This is a genomic window from Halomonas sp. GXIMD04776, assembly GCF_049808615.1.
Classification (GTDB): domain Bacteria; phylum Pseudomonadota; class Gammaproteobacteria; order Pseudomonadales; family Halomonadaceae; genus Modicisalibacter.
Genome location: NZ_JBNCAN010000012.1, coordinates 1 through 19,400, shown reverse-complemented (window position 1 = coordinate 19,400; position 19,400 = coordinate 1). Strand labels below are relative to the sequence as shown.

General features: G+C 43.6%; 15 protein-coding genes. 13 read left to right on the top strand and 2 right to left on the bottom strand.

Annotated features, from left to right (window positions below):
- Positions 1–2 precede the first annotated feature (2 nt).
- The 13 genes from ACPF7Z_RS09730 to rfbC all read left to right on the top strand — a co-directional run bounded on the left by ACPF7Z_RS09730 (position 3) and on the right by rfbC (position 15,065).
- Positions 3–1,133, top strand: a complete 1,131-nt coding sequence (locus tag ACPF7Z_RS09730; protein ID WP_425193132.1) for a glycosyltransferase family 4 protein — start codon at positions 3–5, stop codon at positions 1,131–1,133.
- Complete coding sequence (locus ACPF7Z_RS09725; protein ID WP_425193043.1) at positions 1,105–1,764, top strand: sugar transferase; 660 nt, start codon at positions 1,105–1,107, stop codon at positions 1,762–1,764. Before ACPF7Z_RS09730 ends, ACPF7Z_RS09725 begins: the two co-directional genes overlap by 29 nt.
- A complete protein-coding gene (locus tag ACPF7Z_RS09720) occupies positions 1,764–2,603 on the top strand; it encodes a hypothetical protein (protein ID WP_425193042.1) in 840 nt (279 codons plus the stop codon). The genes ACPF7Z_RS09725 and ACPF7Z_RS09720 overlap by 1 nt, the downstream gene beginning before the upstream one ends.
- Positions 2,596–3,576 carry a D-2-hydroxyacid dehydrogenase gene (locus ACPF7Z_RS09715; RefSeq protein WP_425193041.1) on the top strand — a complete coding sequence of 327 codons (981 nt, stop codon included), beginning with the start codon at positions 2,596–2,598 and terminating at the stop codon, positions 3,574–3,576. The genes ACPF7Z_RS09720 and ACPF7Z_RS09715 overlap by 8 nt, the downstream gene beginning before the upstream one ends.
- Before the next feature lie 102 nt (positions 3,577–3,678).
- On the top strand, positions 3,679–5,508 hold the full coding sequence (locus tag ACPF7Z_RS09710; RefSeq protein ID WP_425193040.1) for an ABC transporter ATP-binding protein: 1,830 nt from the start codon (positions 3,679–3,681) through the stop codon (positions 5,506–5,508).
- A 19-nt stretch (positions 5,509–5,527) separates the two neighbouring features.
- Complete coding sequence (locus ACPF7Z_RS09705) at positions 5,528–6,532, top strand: polysaccharide deacetylase family protein (protein WP_425193039.1); 1,005 nt, start codon at positions 5,528–5,530, stop codon at positions 6,530–6,532.
- On the top strand, positions 6,513–7,310 hold the full coding sequence (locus tag ACPF7Z_RS09700; protein ID WP_425193038.1) for a formyl transferase: 798 nt from the start codon (positions 6,513–6,515) through the stop codon (positions 7,308–7,310). The genes ACPF7Z_RS09705 and ACPF7Z_RS09700 overlap by 20 nt, the downstream gene beginning before the upstream one ends.
- 287 nt (positions 7,311–7,597) lie before the next feature.
- Entirely contained in the window at positions 7,598–8,632 is a 1,035-nt protein-coding gene (locus tag ACPF7Z_RS09695) for a glycosyltransferase family 2 protein (RefSeq protein WP_425193037.1), read from the top strand.
- A gap of 278 nt (positions 8,633–8,910) precedes the next feature.
- Positions 8,911–10,989, top strand: coding sequence for an acyltransferase family protein (locus tag ACPF7Z_RS09690; RefSeq protein WP_425193036.1), 2,079 nt, complete (start codon positions 8,911–8,913; stop codon positions 10,987–10,989).
- A 120-nt stretch (positions 10,990–11,109) separates the two neighbouring features.
- A complete protein-coding gene (locus ACPF7Z_RS09685) occupies positions 11,110–12,162 on the top strand; it encodes an NAD-dependent epimerase/dehydratase family protein (protein WP_425193035.1) in 1,053 nt (350 codons plus the stop codon).
- A 71-nt stretch (positions 12,163–12,233) separates the two neighbouring features.
- Positions 12,234–13,010, top strand: a complete 777-nt coding sequence (rfbF, locus tag ACPF7Z_RS09680) for a glucose-1-phosphate cytidylyltransferase (protein ID WP_425193034.1) — start codon at positions 12,234–12,236, stop codon at positions 13,008–13,010.
- 156 nt (positions 13,011–13,166) lie between these two features.
- Positions 13,167–14,480, top strand: coding sequence for an NAD(P)H-dependent oxidoreductase (locus tag ACPF7Z_RS09675; RefSeq protein ID WP_425193033.1), 1,314 nt, complete (start codon positions 13,167–13,169; stop codon positions 14,478–14,480).
- 36 nt (positions 14,481–14,516) lie between these two features.
- Positions 14,517–15,065 (top strand): dTDP-4-dehydrorhamnose 3,5-epimerase, encoded by a 549-nt coding sequence (gene rfbC, locus ACPF7Z_RS09670; protein ID WP_425193032.1) that lies wholly within the window; start codon positions 14,517–14,519, stop codon positions 15,063–15,065.
- A 237-nt stretch (positions 15,066–15,302) separates the two neighbouring features.
- Here rfbC and tviB read toward each other — a convergent pair whose 3' ends face one another.
- Entirely contained in the window at positions 15,303–16,589 is a 1,287-nt protein-coding gene (tviB, locus tag ACPF7Z_RS09665) for a Vi polysaccharide biosynthesis UDP-N-acetylglucosamine C-6 dehydrogenase TviB (protein WP_425193031.1), read from the bottom strand.
- Positions 16,590–16,620: 31 nt separating this feature from the next.
- Positions 16,621–18,648, bottom strand: a complete 2,028-nt coding sequence (locus tag ACPF7Z_RS09660) for a polysaccharide biosynthesis protein (protein ID WP_425193030.1) — start codon at positions 18,646–18,648, stop codon at positions 16,621–16,623.
- Between the last annotated feature and the right edge of the window lie 752 nt (positions 18,649–19,400).

The window sequence follows — 19,400 nt, the reverse complement described above, 5'->3', positions numbered from 1 at the left end:
ATGTGCTCTTCGTGGCGGGAAATGCTCGTTCACTAATTGCTAATCGCGGCAATTTGATAAACGAAATGCTGGATCAGGGACTTGAAGTAGGAGCAGCGGTCCCAACCAGAGACTATCTTCCAGAAGTAGAAAAGCTAGGAATAACCATTTTTCCTTTTGATATGGGGCGTACAGGTATAAACCCCTTAAGCGATTTGCATGCCGTGCTAAAACTCATACACATCATGAGAAGAAATAAGCCTGAAGCGGTCTTTAGTTATACTATCAAGCCGGTTATATATGGCTCGATCGCTGCTCGAATAGCAAACGTTCCACGAGTTTATTCTATGGTGACAGGACTGGGCCATATCTTCACTACGGACTCATTGCGGACAAGAATCATCAGACTAATGGTAACGAAACTCTATCGTTTGGGCGTATCGTGCAGCAATCGTGTTTTTTTTCAAAATCCGGATGATGAAAACGATTTCATCAGATTTGGCATCGTTCGTAACAAAGAAAAGATCGTAAGGGTTAATGGCTCGGGGGTAGACACCAATCAATTTGCACGACTGCCGCTTCCAGAGGGTTCACCAGTTTTTCTTTTCGTTGGAAGAATGCTTACGGAAAAGGGGATTGCAGAATTTGTTGATGCTGCGACGGAACTACAAAAAGATTATCCAGAAGCCCGTTTTATTGCAGTCGGTCCCCATGACCCCTGCCTGCCTCACTCAGTAAAGCTTGAGCAGCTGCAGCAATGGAAAACCAAATCAGCGGTGGAGTTTATTGATGGAGTAAAGGATGTTCGCCCTTGGCTAGCTAAATGCACGATATTTGTCTTGCCATCTTATAGAGAAGGAACCCCGCGCTCTGTACTAGAAGCAATGAGTATCGGTAGACCCATCATTACCAGTGATGCGCCCGGTTGTCGTGAAACAGTGGTAGAAGGCCTCAATGGTTTTCTGGTACCGCCAAAAGAGGTAGCACCACTAGCAACGGCGATGCGAAAGTTTTTAGAATCACCAGAGCAAATAGTCACAATGGCTGATGCTTCACGCAGAATCGCAGAAGAGAAATACGATGTACGAAAAATAAATGGCTTGATCATGGAGGCGATGAAAGTTAATGAAAGCTCAAGTAAAGCGCCTATTTGATATTGTATTGAGCAGCGTCGCATTATTTTTCTTCTTCCCTTTTATTCTATTAGCCGCCCTCTGGATACGGCTGGATACTCCGGGGCCTGTAATCTTCAAGCAGCATAGAATTGGAAAGGATTGTAAACCTTTTAAAGTGCTTAAATTAAGAACGATGATAGATCGTCCATCGAGCGATATCGATCAAAACAACGAGAAAGTTATCGCCAACGGAGAAGATCCTAGAATCACCAGGTCAGGACGTTTTCTGAGAAGTACTAGTTTAGATGAGTTACCTCAACTTTGGAATATTGTGCGTGGTGACATGAGTATTGTCGGCCCAAGACCAATAATTCCCGAACAATTAGAGGTAGTGCCGCCCGAATTTAAGAGTCGTTTTCATGTGCTTCCGGGATTAACCGGGCTTGCCCAAGTGCGAGGGCGACGCAGTCTAGGATGGTTGGATCAATTAAAGGCGGATGCCGAGTATGCAAAAAATTATAACATCTTTTATGACATTGTTATCATATTCAAGACAATAATTGTGGTAGCCAAAGGCTCTGGTATATATGGGGGGGAGTCGGAAAACTGGCGCGCATATCGAGAAAGAGTGAAGACTCAGAGTAGCAAGAGTAATATAGGGGGGGATTGATGAGACGCAATTTAGGTAAGATGTTAATTACCGCGAGTCCTGCTATTGCACAATATGCAGAAGCCTGTGGCGTAGAGCGCATTTTTGTGGATATGGAAACGCTAGGTAAGTATGAGCGGCAAAAGCATCTTTCCGCACACACTGCTACTCACACGCTTGATGATGTAGCTGGAATAGCGAGCGTTCTACAAGAAGCAGAATTAATGGTAAGAATAAATCCAATACACGCGAACACTGTATATGAGATAGATAGTGCAATAGCTAATGGAGCACAGCGGTTAATGCTCCCCATGTTTCGGCGACCTGAAGAAGTTTGCTTTTTTTTGGAATTAATTGATGGTCGAGTACCTGCAACCCTTCTTGCAGAGACGATACAAGCGGTAAGTAGGCTGTCCACCTACGTTGGATACCTTTGTCCTCGAGACGAAGTGTATTTTGGATTAAATGACCTATCTCTCGATATGGGACTAAGTTATCTTTTTGAACCTCTCGCGGCAAGAACTTTTGAACTAAGCACTAAGTTGCTGATAGATAAAAATATAAAATTTGGATTCGGAGGTATTGCCCGCTTAGGCTCTGGAGAGTTACCCGCAGAGTGGGTGCTGAGCGAGCATGTTCGACTAGGATCCAGCTGGGTAATTCTCTCACGGGCATTCCATGGCAGCGCTGAAAACGTGGATGAATTAGTCAAAACACTGAACCTCGCTGAAGAGCTAGATAAGATTAATGACGCAGAGCGGGTTTTGCACAGTAAAGATGATTACTTCCTTGAGTCCAATAGAGCACTGCTGGAGAAAAAGGTATTTGAAATAGCAAGAGGTAAATGGGGCCATGATTGATTTTTCCAATAACATTGCTATTTTATTTATCCAGAAACCGGAAGTGCTGGAAAAACAACGAGACCAGGTAAAAGATTATTTTGATAAAAACTTTAAAGAGGCAGTCATTTATTTTGCTGGCAGTCCCGAAGATATAATCAATGACATAAAGCTAGATATCATTATTACTCCTACTCTGGAATGGCTGCCACAAGCTTTAGCTAAAATAAAAGACTATAAATGGATACATTTTCTTTCTGCCGGAGTGGAAAAGATTTGGGAGATGGACTTCAAAAAAAAGCATGTCCTGCTTACAAAAAGTAGTGGGGTTAACAGTGTCCCTATGAGTGAATATGCTTTGGGAGCCATGCTTTATTTTGCAAAGCAGTTCGGGCGCTTTCATGAACAGAGCCAAAATAAAGTGTGGCAACGCGAATGGCTTGAAGAACTAACTGGAAGAACAGTCGTTATTTTAGGTTTGGGGCATGTAGGACAGGCAATTGCAAAGAAGGCAAGTGCGTTCGATATGCGTATAGTTGGCATGCAGCGTCGCCCAAGAAGGATTCCAGGTATAGATTTAGTAGTGCCCCCTGAGAAAATAAAGGAGTTGTTAGCAGATGCAGATTATCTTGTAGTGTGCCTACCGCTAACAAACAGCACCGTTGGGTTGGTAGATAAATACTTCTTAGATAACATCAAACCTGGATGTGTATTGATTGACTTGTCACGAGGTGGCATTGTCTGCGAGCAATCGCTTGTCAACGCCTTAGATAATAAAAAACTGCGGGGCGCAGCTTTAGATGTTTTTAAAGAGCAGCCTCTTCCAATGAGTTCTAAACTATGGAATAGAAGCGATGTGTTACTAACACCACACGTTTCTGGCACAACGCCTTATTATTTGGAAAGAGCCTTAAGAATTTTTTTTGATAATGTTGTCGAATTAAAAACAAAGGGAAAGTTGTTGACGGAAGTTAGCTTGGACATTGGCTATTGATAATGCAGCTAATAACTAGATAAGATATATTTTTTATATGTGCTTTATTAAAAATTAATTTATTTGATACTAAGAGGCTAAGGAGCCAAGAGGCTAATCCTTATGTTTAAAACAGTAAAAGAACTTTATAGCCTACTCACCCCTGAGCAGCGGAAAAAGCTATTCCGCTTACAGATACTAGTTATTATCATGTCAATTGGCGAAATCGCTGGGGTCATTTCCATCGGACCCTTCATGGCTGTTGTGGCAGATACTTCCTTACTTGAAGGGGGCGGAACCTGGGAAAATATTTATAATGCAACCGGATTTCAATCCCACGAGAATTTTCTTTTCTGGCTAGGTGTATTAGTATTATTTGTTTTACTCGTGGGCAATCTTTTCTCAATATTTACAATGTGGAATTTATTTATATATGCACAGCAAGTAGGGGCTCAAATAGGAGAACGCCTCTTTCAACATTATTTGTTCCAAACTTGGTTATTTCATTCATCTGGATCTAGTGCAACTTTAACAAAGCAAATTGCACAGGAGACTTCTCGTGTAACAGATAGGATTATCCAACCGTTACTTCAAATGAGCGCCAAGGTTGTTTTAACAGGACTCATGATGCTGGCTATTTTTATTTATAATCCCATTGTCGCCATGGCTGGTGCTGCAATATTTGCCTTCGCGTACTTTTTACTTTACCGCCTGGTGAGAATAAGATTGATGCGCAATGGGAAAACCATATCAGAGATGCAAGAAAAAAGATTTAAATTAATGGGTGAAGGATTCGGTGGTATAAAGGATATATTGCTCTTAGGAAGACAAAATATATTTTTAGAGAGGTTTTCTCAGGCCAGCAAGAAGTTTGCGCGAAGTCAGGGTGTTAACCAGGCTTTATCACAGGTTCCCCGCTATGCCATGGAGCTGGTTGCCTTTGGTAGTGTAATGCTTTTAATCCTTTATTTACTAAAGCTATATGAGGGCGATTTGGGTGAAATTCTGCCAGTGTTAGCAGTCTATGCGTTAGCGGGTTTTAAAATGCTTCCTTCATTTCAACAGATATATAGCTCTTTTTCATACGTAAGAGGAAATATGGCAGCTTTTGAAGCCATCCGAACAGACTTACAGGAAAGTTATAAAAGGACTGTTGAAATAGAGAATAAGAAGCTACAGCTTGAAACTGAACTGGATTATTTTTCACCAAAAGAAAAAATTCAAATCAAAAACGTCTCATTTACATATCCAGGCAAAGTAGAGCCTGCTCTTGATAATATTAATATGACAATTCCGGTAAAAAAGACGATAGGTATAGTTGGGTCCTCGGGCTCGGGCAAGTCTACCGCTATCGACATTTTGCTGGGACTCATCTCTCCATCGGATGGAGAACTGCTTATAGATGGCCACTCCTTAATACCAGGAGAGAGTGGAAGTAATAGTATTAGAGCATGGCAAAACTCTTTAGGTTTCGTACCACAAACTATTTTTTTATCAGATAACAGTATTAAAGAAAATATTGCTTTTGGAATTGAAGAAAAGAAGATCAGTGTCGAGAAGCTGAATAAAGCAGTGAAACTTGCCCACCTAGAGGAGTTGATTAATCAACTCCCAGATGGTTTGAACACACGTGTAGGCGAGCGTGGAGTTCAGTTGTCAGGAGGGCAGAAGCAACGCATAGGTATCGCCCGAGCTCTTTACCATGATGCCAACGTTTTAGTTTTCGATGAGGCAACGAGTGCGCTTGATAATATATCTGAAAAATTAATAATGGATGCCATATATGATTTTGTAGGAAACAAAACTATAATTATAATTGCTCACCGTCTGTCTACGGTAAAACAGTGTGACAAAATATTTTTGATGGAAAATGGGAAAGTGATAGATCATGGTAGTTACGAAGAATTGGCAACCAATAACAATTTGTTCAAAAAGATGGCTAATCAAGTTTAATTTAAAATAGGAGGTTACAGTGGATTCGAGAAGAGGAAATTTTTTAATTTCTCTGGATTTCGAGCTTTACTGGGGAGTAAGAGATAAGAGAGAAATTGAAGAATATCGTGAAAATATTTTGGGCGTATGGGAGGCTATTCCAAAAATATTAGATTTACTTGAAAAGTACGATGTGCATGCAACATGGGCAACAGTTGGGCTATTATTCGCGAAAGATAAGAATGATGCACTACAATTTAGCCCTGTGAATAAACCTTCGTACCTCGACAAAAAATTATCTCCTTACAGCTACTTAGAAGAAAGTTCAAACTTAGAAGGTGCTATTCATTTTGCTCCAGATCTTATCCATCGTATTGCTGCTTGTGAAGGTCAGGAAATAGCAACTCACACATACTCTCATTATTATTGCCTTGAAAATGGTCAGTCTCCAGAGGAGTTTGAAGAAGATATAGCCTCTGCTGTAAAAATAGCCAAGCATCATAACTTTACTATAAAAAGTCTAGTTTTTCCCAGGAACCAATCCAACGAAGATTATTTAGAGTTGCTGCCAAAGTTGGGTATAACCTCTTACCGAGGCACTGAGGAGAGTTGGATTTACAAAGCGAATAATAATCAAGAGTCAAAAAAGAGGTCCAGACGTGCTGCAAGGCTGTTGGACTCGTATTTTAACTTATCAGGACACAATACATATAAGATATCTCATGAAGAAGCAAGTAAGCTTCCAATTAATATTAGCGCTAGCAGATTTCTTAGGCCAGTAAACAGGAAATTGTGGTTTTTGGAGTCTTTAAGACTGAAAAGAATAAAGAAGAGCATGAAACACGCGGCTTTAAATGGCGAAATTTTTCACCTTTGGTTTCATCCACATAATTTTGGCGTAAACCTTGATAAGAATATAGATTTCTTAGAATCAGTTTTACTGTATTACAGTGAGTTAAAATCTAGCTACGGCATGCGTTCATTAAATATGCAAGAGTTATTTGAGACTGGCAAGGATTATTTGCATGAAAGACAGGCGTCCTAAGGTCGTAATGTTATGTTCTTTTGCTACATCATCTTTTTATATTTTTAATGCTATTAAAAAAGACGTCGATATCGAACTTGTTATTTATGAAAGGCCTTCCGGCTTAATTAATAAGGCGCGTAAAAAATTTAAAATCATCAAGAATCGAAGCAAGCGGCTCGGTTTTAATACTGTTTTCGGGCAGCTCTTGTTCAAGGTTTTTGAAACATTTTATTTGAATAAAAAAAGTAAGAAAAGATCTAACGACGTGATAGCGCAATATGATTTGGATGATGCAGTTCCTGAGATTGAGAATTATAGGGTCATATCTAGTGTTAAAGATGAAAAAATAATCAACTATGTTGCTGAAGTCGGGCCAGATGTAGTTTTGGTCAATGGTACTGGCATACTATCGGCTTCTATAATAGATGGTATAAAATGTCCAATCATTAATACTCATGTTGGAATTACACCAAAATACCGCGGTTCGCACGGTGGGTATTGGGCTCTAGCAAACGACGATATAGAAAATTTTGGCGTTACTGTGCACTTGATAGACCCGGGTATCGATACTGGTGGAGTGCTTTACCAGGAAAGAACAAGAATTACTAAAGAAGATACTTTCAAAACATATCCACTACACCAAATTGGAATAGCCATGCCGTTAATTGTAAAGTCGCTGTATGATGCGGCATCTGACAATCTAGTAGTCAAGGAAAAAGAGAAAGAGTCTTTCTTGTGGTCCCATCCGACCTTGTTTCAGTATATAAGGAATTGGAAAGAGAAGGGTGTTAAATAAGGTAAGAATTTCTAGAGTTGCGATTATTAAAAATAATTTAGTAAAAAACAGTTAATAATAAAGAAGAAAGTTAGAGTTATAGTCGATTACGTGATTGTAGCTTTGTTAGCGTAGTTATTTGTTTTAATAGCAACGATCGTAATGCCCTCTGCCTATCTATTGGTTTGATATTAAATTAACTTTTAGCTAACCTCGCGATTTTACGTCTAATCAATTTTAACCAATATAAAAAAAGATGGATATTATAATCGGAACGCCGACACTTCTGGCCAGTAAGGGAACGTATAATGCAAAAAATTTTCGCTGTAATTCTGACTTATAACCGCAAAGATCTATTAAAACGCTGCATGGAGGCCGTTTATTCACAAACACGCCAATGCGATGGTGTAATTGTAATTGACAATGCCAGTACGGATGGCACTGAGCAGCAGTTACTTGAAAGCGCTTACCCTAATCTTAAGGTATATGTGTTGTCTAGCAACATTGGGGCTTCGGGTGGATTCAATGCTGGATTTCGTCTCGCGTATCAGAATGGCGCTGATTTCATTTGGGTGATGGACGATGATGTCATTCCAAATCCAGATACACTATCGTGTTTACTGAAAGCAGATGAAAAGTTACAACGAAAAAATATTAATCGAGCGTATCTTCTTTCCTCCGCTTATACGGAAAGTGGGCTTGTAACTAATACTCCCGGTTTAAGTTTACAAGAAAACGAAATTGGTTATTTGTCGTGGCCAGAGATGATCGAGCACGGCATGGTTCCTGTCTGGCGTGCTACCTTCGTTTCAATCCTCCTGCCACGCTCAACTTTGACCAAATACGGTCTACCTATAGCCTCAATGTTTATCTGGGGTGAAGATTCGGAGTATACGCTGAGAGTTACTCGAGATAATCCTGGTTTCCTTATAGGAGAGAGCAAAGTTCTACATCTGCGACAGGAGAATGGGCCGATCAATATTCTTTCCGAGAATAACCCAGGCCGTATGAAATATCATAAATATTTTATGCGAAATAAAATATTTATTACACGTAAATATAGCCTACATTACAGGCAGCTTATTTCTGAAATATATGGAGTCTTACGCCTGCTATTCAAGCTTTTGCGAAAAAAGCATTTCCATAAAGCTAAAGTTGTATTACAGGGAATGATAGAGAGTGTCTTTTTCTTCCCAGAAGAGGAGTCTGCTGATGCTCCCATTTCTAGTCTAAAGATCAAAATACACTCCTTTGAAACTGATTCTACAGTCTCGGATACTGTAGTTGGCTTGAATTATTCGCCAAGTAAAAATTCTGCTTTGCATAGTAACGGCCTTCACTAATAGTCGCTTTTATGAACATTCAGGCGCTAAATATTTTGTTGTCAACAAAACAGTAATTATAAGGCCAAAGGCGCTCAACTGACTAATGGGTGCCGCTTATAGTTTTTAGTGAACGAATAAATTGCGACGTCAAAGTTTTAGTTCGCTGGAAACTCTTTGCTCTTGAGACGCTATTAGATCACGGAAGGAAGTCGTGAATCGCTCTCAAAAGAGGTACCTGCCTGATAGTGCAGGTTGTGCACTTGGTCATGGAGATCGCCAAGTAAAAGGGGGAGTTTATGGGTATCAAGTATCGTCCAGAAGTGGATGGCTTGCGTGCAGTAGCTGTCATCCCAGTTATTTTATTTCATGCTGGCTTTGAGTTCGTTAGTGGCGGCTATGTTGGTGTCGATATTTTCTTTGTAGTTAGTGGTTATCTAATCACGAATATTATCTACAATGAGATTCGGCAAGATAAATTTTCTATTATTAGATTTTACGAAAGGCGTGCGAGAAGAATACTTCCTGCGCTTTTCTTTATAAGTTTGATATCCATAGTCTTGGCCTGGATATGGATGCTGCCAAAAGAGTTTGAGGAGCTTAGCAAGAGTTTAATTGCTGTCAATTTATTTGTTTCCAATTTTTATTTTGCCATGGGTATGGGGTATTTCGCAGGGGCGGCTGAAATGCAGCCTTTCCTGCATACATGGAGTTTGGCTGTAGAAGAGCAGTTTTATCTGTTTTTTCCCTTGGTCATGTTAGTACTTGGAGTCCTTAAAAAGCGTTATCTTCTATTTCTCGTTTTCTTTGCATTCGTTGTGAGTCTGGCCTTAGCAGAATGGGCCTCCATGCGTTATCAGTCTTACAATTTTTATTTGCTCCCGTCGCGTGTCTGGGAATTGATGGCAGGAGCTATCATAGCGATCTTATTTTATAAAAGAGAATTGAAAGCTTCTAAGCTGGTTCACAATATTGGAGCTTTTACTGGGCTAGGATTAATCCTTTACTCGATCATTGCTTTCGATGAAGACACCCCCTTTCCGAGTCTCTGGGCAATATTTCCTGTACTCGGTGCTTCGTTAGTAATATTGTTTGCAAGAATGGATAATGCTGCAGGAAAGCTACTCGGTCTTAAACCTGTTGTTGGTATAGGTTTAATCAGCTATAGCGCTTATTTATGGCATCAACCTGTTTTCGTATTTGCCAGGGAAAGAAGCTTTGATAGTTTATCCGATACCGACTTTCTATTGTTAAGCCTGCTTTCTTTGATCTTAGCCTACTTCTCTTGGCGGTTTGTGGAACAGCCATTTCGTTCCAAACAGAAATTTACTCGCGCCCAGATCTTTTCTGGAGCGTTCGTAATGTCCATTGTCATACTTAGCTTTGGGGCATATGACATTTACTCAAAAGGCATACCTGAACGCTTAGATGAACAAGTTGCCAAAATTGCTGATGTACGAAATGATCGACATTTACAGTCAGAGGGGTGTCAATCAACGCCGAGCAATGTAATTTCCATCGAAAATAGCTGCGAATATAATGAAGAATTTTCGGAGAAAGTAGCTGTTTGGGGAGATAGTCAAGCCACCCCACTGGTAGGACCAGTTGCTAAAAAAGTAGAAAATCTGAATATGGGGGTCAAGCAATTCGTTTATACAAATTGTTTGCCCATTGCAGGTTATACCCGTAGTGATCGACCTGCCTGTGGAAGGTTTAATAAAGACGTACTGAATTCGATTATTCAAAACGATCATATCAAGATGGTGTTCATGCTAGGTCGCTATCCATTGCAGCTCGAAGGCAAGTCTTTTGATAATCAGGAAGGGGGAGTCGAGGCAGAGGAAAGTCCTAAAATCTATGCTGTTCCCGCTAATATGTTGGGTAGCAGTAAACCAAAAGACATGGATGATAGAGTAGATTCCGTTGGCAAGCTAATACAGGAAACGGTTAAGACCCTCGTCGAGAACGATATAAAAGTAGTTTTGATCTATCCGGTACCCGAAGTCGGCTGGGATACTCCGTCTCTACTAGCTAAAGAGAAGATGTATGGTATTGAACGAAAGGAGCCGCTTTCAACCAGCTATGAGGTTTTTAAAAAACGTACTGAATCAGCATATCGTCAGCTTGATTTGGTCGAAAATCATAAGAACCTGATAAAAATAAAACCTGAATCTCTATTTTGCGATACTCGTTTACCCGGTCGTTGTATTACACAAATGGGTGGTGAGCTTCTTTATTATGATAGCAACCATCTAAGTCGCGTCGGTGCAAACATGCTAATTAAACATATTTTTGAAGAGATGAGAAAGGTGGGTTGGTTGAATGAGAATTCCTTAGCGTCAAAAAAGATTTTTAGTGCCAACTCTAATTCTGAATAACTATGTTTTAAATAAGAGCTAATGAATGATCATGTTCACGCAAATAGATATTTATATAAAAACTAAAAAATTAAATTTTTCAGTTGTTCAAAGTACAAATTTACCAGAAAGGGATCTCTCATGAAGATACTTATCATTGGCAATATGGGTTATATCGGACCTGCGGTGGTTCGTGAGCTTGCACGTCAGCATCCTGAAGCAATTCTTCATGGATATGACAATGCCTATTTCGCGCATTGCCTCACTGGCGTGCACTATTTACCTGAGCGTCATCTTGAAAAACAATTTTTTGGTGATATTCGCGAGATGCCAGCAGACATGCTTGAGGGATACACTGCTGTGATACAGCTTGCTGCCGTGTCTAATGATCCGATGGGGAGTCGATTCGCTGCTGTTACAAAAGAAATTAATCAGGATGCAACTGTTTCTATTGCCAGACAGGCAGCTAAGGCTGGAGTAAAAAACTTTGTATTCGCATCCAGTTGTAGTGTCTACGGAGTCGCGAGCGGTGCGCCGCGCAGAGAAATGGATCAGGTTGCGCCGATGACTGATTATGCAAAGTCCAAGATAGGTGTTGAGGATGCTGTATCGGGTATCAATGGCGACATGGTCATCACCAATCTGCGTTTTGCAACGGCTTGTGGCATGTCAGATCGTTTGCGTTTGGATTTGGTCCTTAATGATTTCGTCGCTTGTGCATTGAGTCAGGGAACGATAACGGTGCTTAGCGATGGATCTCCTTGGAGACCTTTGATCGACGTTGCTGACATGGCCCGTGCAATTGACTGGGCAGTACAGCGCAGGGCCGACGATGGAGGAAGAATACTCAATATCAATACGGGATCTAATCAGCGCAATCATCAGGTTCGCGACTTGGCGGCGGCCGTTGCCGAAGCGATTCCAGGCACAACGGTCAGTATCAATACTGATGCCGCAGTTGATAGTCGCTCCTATCAGGTTGATTTCAGTCTCTTCGCAAAATTGGCACCGGAATATCAGCCTCAAATGACATTGTCAGATTCGATCAAGGGTTTAATTGAGGGACTGAAACGGATGAAATTCTCAGACTCTGAGTTCCGTACTTCCCCATTAATGCGCTTGCATGTACTTCAAGCACATATTGATTCCGGCCATCTGTCAGAGGCTCTGAAGTGGTCGAATGTAACATATTAATAGCTGTAAAAAGTTAAACGTTTAAAGATGCGTAGTATATAGTTATTACTAATAATGATAGAGGTGGGAACATGAAGGTAGCGATTCTAGCGGGTGGTTACGGCACTCGTCTAAGTGAAGAAACAGCGATTCGCCCGAAACCCATGGTAGAAGTGGGCGGGCGTCCAATCCTGTGGCATATTATGAAATTGTATTCCCATTATGGATTTAAGGATTTTGTCGTTTTAGGCGGATATAGAGTCGATTATATACGTGATTACTTCCTTAATTACCGAGGAAAGCAAACGGACTATACCATTGACCTCAAGAGCGGAAAAATTGATTGGCTCCAAGGTGTCAACGAGGATTGGACCGTGACGGTTCTTGACACCGGGGCCGATGCGTTAACTGGAGGTCGTATCAAGAAAGCTACATCATTGTTGTCAGACGGGCCCTTCTGTCTGACATACGGTGACGGGGTCAGCAATGTCGATATCAATGCGCTAGTTGCTGCACATAAAGCATCGAATAACTGGTGTACTCTTACGGCCGTGACTCAGCCAGGACGATATGGTGCGTTACGATTGAGCGAAGATGAGAATCGGGTCATGGCTTTCCGGGAAAAGGGAGCTGTAGATGGGGGCTTGATCAATGGCGGTTTCTTTGTTTGCGAGCCAGAAGTTCTGGATCTGATCGATAACGATCAGACCACTTGGGAAAATGAACCCATGGAGAGGATGATCGAACTCAACAAACTGGGCTACTTTCATCATCAGGGTTATTGGCAGAGCATGGATTCATTGCGAGACAAGATGGTGCTGGAAGCCACATGGTTAGATAACCCGCCTTGGAAGGTTTGGAAGGACTGAGTGTCAGGAAGGGTCCGAGTCACCGTCACAAGGCCACCTTCATCCAAATCTAGACAACTAACTATTACGCACCAACTCAGGGGAGGCCGCGAGAAAGGGGTGACAGCATGACGTCAACCCTCATCCGTTCATCACGGATCGACTCGCGAGATGCTGATGATCATCGTGGATAATGCGCTAGCCAGGCGAGAAGCCGAACAAGATCCTATCCGTGTAGGCCTTATAGGAGCCGGATTCCAAGGTAGCGGCATCGGCTTACAGATTATGACAGCGACGCCAGGAATGCGCTTATGTGCTGTTGCCAATCGAAACGTGGATTCTGCCATTGGAGTCTACGATCAAGTTGATGTCCGACCAGTTCGTTGTGACACACGCAAAGAACTGGAAGCTGCAATTGCAGTCGGACGTCCCGCCGTCACTGAAGATGCCATTGCGCTGGCCACCGCTGGTGGGCTTGATGCGGTGATTGAGGTAACTGGTTCCGTAGAATTTGCTGCTCATGCTGTTCTTGCTGCGATTGAAAGTGGTAAGCATGTCATCCAAATGAATGCCGAGCTCGATGGCACTATTGGTCCGATACTGAAGGTAAAAGCTGATCAAGCGGGCGTAATCTATAGCTTTTCAGATGGCGACCAGCCAGGTGTTCAGATGAATCTCTATCGATTCGTCAAAGGGCTGGGAGTAACTCCGGTGCTTTGCGGCAATATAAAGGGGTTGCATGACCCTTATCGAAATCCCGCTACCCAAGAAAGCTTTGCGAAGCGCTGGGGGCAGAAACCTGCCATGGTGGCATCCTTTGCTGATGGAACGAAGATCTCATTCGAGCAAGCTATAGTAGCCAACGGAACAGGAATGAAAGTAGCACGCAGAGGAATGCTGGGGCCTGACTTTTCGGGTGGCGACCCTTCGGCGGCCCAGGTACCTATCGAACAAACCGTATCCGCCTTCGAACCCTATCTGAATTCAGCGGGCCCAGGACTGGTGGATTATGTCGTTGGCGCCCGTCCTGGACCGGGAGTTTTCGTACTGGGTACGCTAGAACACCCTCGGCAGCAGCATTACCTTGAACTCTACAAGTTGGGGAAGGGACCGTACTACTGTTTTTATACCCCTTATCATCTTTGTCATTTTGAGGTGCCTACATCGGTCGCTCGTGCCGTACTTTTTCAGGATCCGGTTCTCACGCCGTCAGGAGGGCCGACGGTCGGCGTGATTGCCGTCGCCAAGAAAGCCCTTTCCGCAGGCGAAGAAATCCAGGAGTTTGGGGGATTTGAAGTCTATGGTGTTGCCGAGAACATTGAGGTGATCCGTCACGATAACTTGTTACCCGTCGGCCTAGCCCTTGGCTGCAAACTGATAAGGCCAGTCGAAAAAGATACGCCACTGACGCTCGACGACGTCATCGTTCCAAATGGACGATTAATCGATCAGTTGTACGCCGAGCAAGAGCGTCTTTTTGGGTGCCAATAAGCGAAATACTATAGTAGTAAACGTTAGGGGATAACGATGAAGTTTAATCAAACCAGTCTAAACGATGCTTGGCTCATTGAGTTTGAACCTCGTGGTGATAAACGTGGATACTTCGCACGGACGATGTGTCAAGAGGAATTTTCCACACATGGTCTAATTTCCGACTTTCAACAGCAGAATACTTCTTTTTCTGCACAGCGCGGTACTTTGCGAGGGCTACACTATCAGCGGCGCCCCCATGCAGAAGTTAAATTAGTGCGCTGTTTGAGAGGGGCTATAGTTGATGTGATTGTCGATCTTAGACAAGATTCTTCCACATACCTTCAACATCAGATGTTCGAGCTGACGGATAGCAACCATCGACAGCTGTATGTTCCATCAGGATTTGCACACTCGTTTATCACTTTGACCGATGATGCTGAGGTTAGCTACTTAGTATCGGCATCATATCATCCTGAGTCCGAAGATGGCTTGCGATATTGTGATGAAGCACTTGGTATCTCATGGCCCACTGCAGTGACAGTTGTTTCTGAAAAGGACGCAAACTGGCCTTTAATCAGTGAACGTACTGAGCCGCTTTTCTAACAGAAATAATATCTTATTACTTTATAGTTATTTTAATCCGGATTGGTGCGCATAGCGCGATCCGGATTTTTCTGTTAATGGAAAGCTTATTTCAAGATGCTCTTTTAAATTTAAATAGTGGCTCTATATGTTATTAACAATACTAAACACCATCCTCATTAGCCTGCCATAAGCTCCCTAAGTGAAAATGGTGTCAAATATAATTGGTAGCATGTCGTCTAAGTTATTTGATGTTTACTATAAACGCAGATCGGCTTCCCCTCGAGGCAGTGCGTATTTCAAATCATAGAGAACATGGGTCGGCTTGCCCCAGGCACGCAAACGCCGAGCACCCAGGGCGCAGAATTCACGGTGGCCAACTGCCAAGATGATGGCGTCGTAGCTACTCTCTCCGGGTTCGTCTACGGGGCGAATACCGTACTCATGAACCGCTTCATCCTTGCTTGCCAATGGATCATAAACGTCCATTGCGACATTATAGTCTTCAAGCTCCTTGATGATATCGACTACCCTCGTGTTACGTAGGTCTGGACAGTTTTCCTTGAAGGTCAATCCCAGTATCAATACGCGCGCTCCCTGGACATGAATCCGCTGCTTGATCATCTGCTTGATGAGCTGGCCTGCAACATAGGCGCCCATTCCGTCGTTGATGCGACGACCCGAGAGAATTACCTCGGGATGATAGCCGACTTGCTGGGCCTTATGAGTCAGGTAGTAAGGGTCTACACCGATGCAGTGTCCTCCCACCAGCCCCGGACGAAACGGTAAGAAATTCCATTTTGTTCCGGCTGCCTCAAGTACCTCTTCGGTATCGATATTCAATCGATTGAAGATGACCGCTAACTCGTTGATCAGCGCAATATTCACGTCACGCTGGGTGTTTTCGATGACCTTGGCGGCTTCGGCCACACGAATGGAGCTTGCCTGAAAAGTACCTGCAGTGATGACCGACGAATAAAGCTTATCTACAAAGGCTGCTACCTCGGGTGTCGATCCTGAAGTCACCTTTCTAATATTGGTGACGCGGTGCTCCTTGTCACCCGGGTTTATGCGCTCAGGGCTATAGCCAGCAAAAAAGTCGGTATTGTAGGTTAAGCCTGATATCCGTTCGATGACTGGTATGCAGTCTTCTTCGGTGGCGCCCGGGTACACGGTAGATTCGTAAATGACGATGTCGCCTCGAGCGATGACATTGCCAAGTGTCTCACTTGCTTTCAACAAAGGCGTCAAGTCGGGGCAATGTTGTTCGTCGATGGGGGTAGGGACCGTAACGATATAAACATTGCACTCGCGTAGTGCCTCTAAGTCACTGGTGAACGCTAGCCGGTTCGCTTCGCTCAGGAGTTCCGGTTCGACCTCACGAGTCAGATCGATACCGGCACTCAGCTGTGCAATACGTTGTGCATTGATATCAAAGCCTATGGTCGGAAGCTTTTTACCGAACTCAACGGCTAGTGGTAGACCGACGTAGCCAAGTCCGATAATACCCAAGCGTATTTTGTCCATGCTGACTGTGCCTTTCATCTTTTATCCAGAGTGTCTGTTGAGTAAAGAGTTAGCGTTGTCTTGCACCGATGGTCCAGTTGGTAGGAGAGGAGATCGATGGCTCTAGATCGATCAAGCTGGTTTTCGATCTGGCCTCTTTCCTGGTTTCGACAACCGAAGCTTTTGAGTCGACACAGGGGGTGGCGCTTTCTTCGATCCATACCAAGTCAGCGATTTGATCTCGAGGGTGGTATGCCGCAGGCGCCTCGAGTAGCAATTTGCGGATATCATCGTGCCGGACCCTGTAAGCGGCTTCATCTAGCCGCTGGAGATACTTTTCAAGCCTGGCCCATCTCCAGTAACCTTCTTTCGCGGTCATGATCCTGGGATGTGCGGTTTCGATAACCTCATCCCCGATCAACAACTCTTCGAAAAGTTTTTCACCTGGACGTAATCCTGTGTAGACAATCTCTATATCACCATCAGGCGAGTCGGCGCTCATCACTTCGAGGCCTGAGAGGCGCACCATGTGCATGGCCAGATCGCTGATCCTGACCGGCTCCCCCATGTTAAGGACGAAGACGTCGCCACCATGACCCATGGCTCCCGCTTGAATCACCAGTTGAGCCGCTTCAGGAATGGTCATAAAGTAACGGGTGATATCGGGATGGGTCACGGTAATCGGGCCGCCCTCCCTGATTTGCTTTCGGAAAAGGGGTACGACAGAACCGGACGATCCTAGAACATTACCGAAGCGGACCATGCAGAAGCGAGTTGCACTTTGTTCCCGAGCGAATGCCTGACATATAAGTTCAGCAAGACGCTTGGTGGTTCCCATTACGTTGGTCGGGCGCACGGCCTTATCCGTGGACACCAGAACGAACGTCTCCACGTTGCAAGCCATGGCTGCTCTTGCGGTTTCCAAGGTGCCGAATACATTGTTGCGAATACCCTCTATGGCGTTGTGCTCGACCAATGGCACATGCTTGTAGGCAGCTGCGTGATAGATGGTTTGCACGTTGAAAGCGCGCATTACGCCTTCAAGGCGTTGCCGTTTTTGTACGGAACCAAGAAGCGTCTTGATCGGTATCGCTAATCCTGCTGCCTTGGAAAACTGCAGCAACTCCTTTTCTATCTGGTAGAGGGAGTACTCACATATTTCGAACAGAATGAGTTGTCGCGGAGATTGCTGAAGAACCTGGCGGCATAGCTCCGAGCCGATAGAGCCTCCTGCACCAGTGACCATTACCACCTTGTCTCGGATATTGGCATCCAGCAAAGACTGGTTCGGGGGGACCGGGTCTCGCCCAAGCAAATCTTCTACCGTGACATCGCGAATTTCATTGATGCGTGCACGTCCTGCGATGACATCCGCCATGCCGGGAACGGTCTGCACTGGAACAGCAATAGGCTCCAGCATTTTCAGTATTTCTCTACGCCGACCAAGTGAAGCGCTTGGTATGGCCAGTAGTACACGCTTGACTCCGTATTGCTTGATAAGACGCGGTAGCTCACTGGGTGAATAGACCTTGAGCCCTTCGACGAGCGTGCCACGCATACCGCGCCAGTCGTCAATGAAGCATACTGGCACGTATTCCTGGCCATGGCGCAGGGAGGCAACCAGTTGAGAACCCGCTGCGCCGGCACCATAGATAGCAACACATATCTTATTGCGCATTAGGCTTCGCTGATAAAGCGAACGCAGGAAGACGCGAATGCCCCCAATGGTCAGCAATGCCAGCATGGCATAAATAATGGGTATGGAGCGGGGTATCGGTAGATTGAGCAAATAGCTGATGACCGCCATTGCGATTGCTGAACTCACTACACCAAGGAGAATCGCATGCAGTGCTTTTTGGCTCATGTAACGGACAACAGCGCGATAGAAGCCTAAGCGAATAAAAATGATCAGGCTCAAGGGTATCAAGGCGAGCAACATTAGCCAGGTACGCTGCTCATAAATAGGGTTCCAACTATCTAATCGGAGCAGCATCGCAAGCACAAAACTGATGGTCAGCAAGACAGCGTCAACGAGCAGTTGAATAATACGTTTGTAGGTGCGCGGCAATCGGAACATCTTTTTGAAAAGTGGATGCATGCTCATTATTTCCTTATAAATGCTTATACAAACTGCAAAAAAGAGTGAAAGCATTTTCCGCGTGAATTATTAAAATATTCATTCTTTAATTTTTTATGCATTAACTAGTGCTCCCGCCGAAGTATGGCTTTGATAAGACTGCACAGGGCAATGACCCATGCGGTTTCTTACCTTTCGCTTATATGGCAAAAACAGACATGTAAAGTTCTATTCAAAACCAGTCTGGCCTAGCGAATTTATTAGTATGTCAAGGTTTTAATCCAAGATATCAACGTCGCCGATAGAAAAATTATACATAATAAATAACAGCTTTATGTTTCTATAGATCGGTTTGCTATTTTGTTTCTAAATCTTTGCCGGACGGCGTTCCGAAAAAGGCTTTGTTCCGCGCATTGTTTCAAAGGGTGTACTTTTGTTAAGTACATGTCTATAGTAAGCGTCTACCCATGGATACCCAAGTTTATTTTTCTAATTTTTGACAGTGTTCGATGGGTTAGATTTTTAATTAAATTTTAATTATATAAATGGTTTGTGTAGGTTAATTACTTGCTTGTCGGTTATCGATGGCCGCCAGGCGCGGACATGTTTTAACTAGAAGGACAAATTAAATAAGTTCATATTAAATAAGTTTACCCTGAATCCGTGAGACCGGCCCCCAGGAATGCTTCTAACCTACTGAACTGCATGGCAATATAGCGAATATCGCCATTCACCCAGACAGTGCCATGCCCAACGTCAAGTTCCGCGCCAGT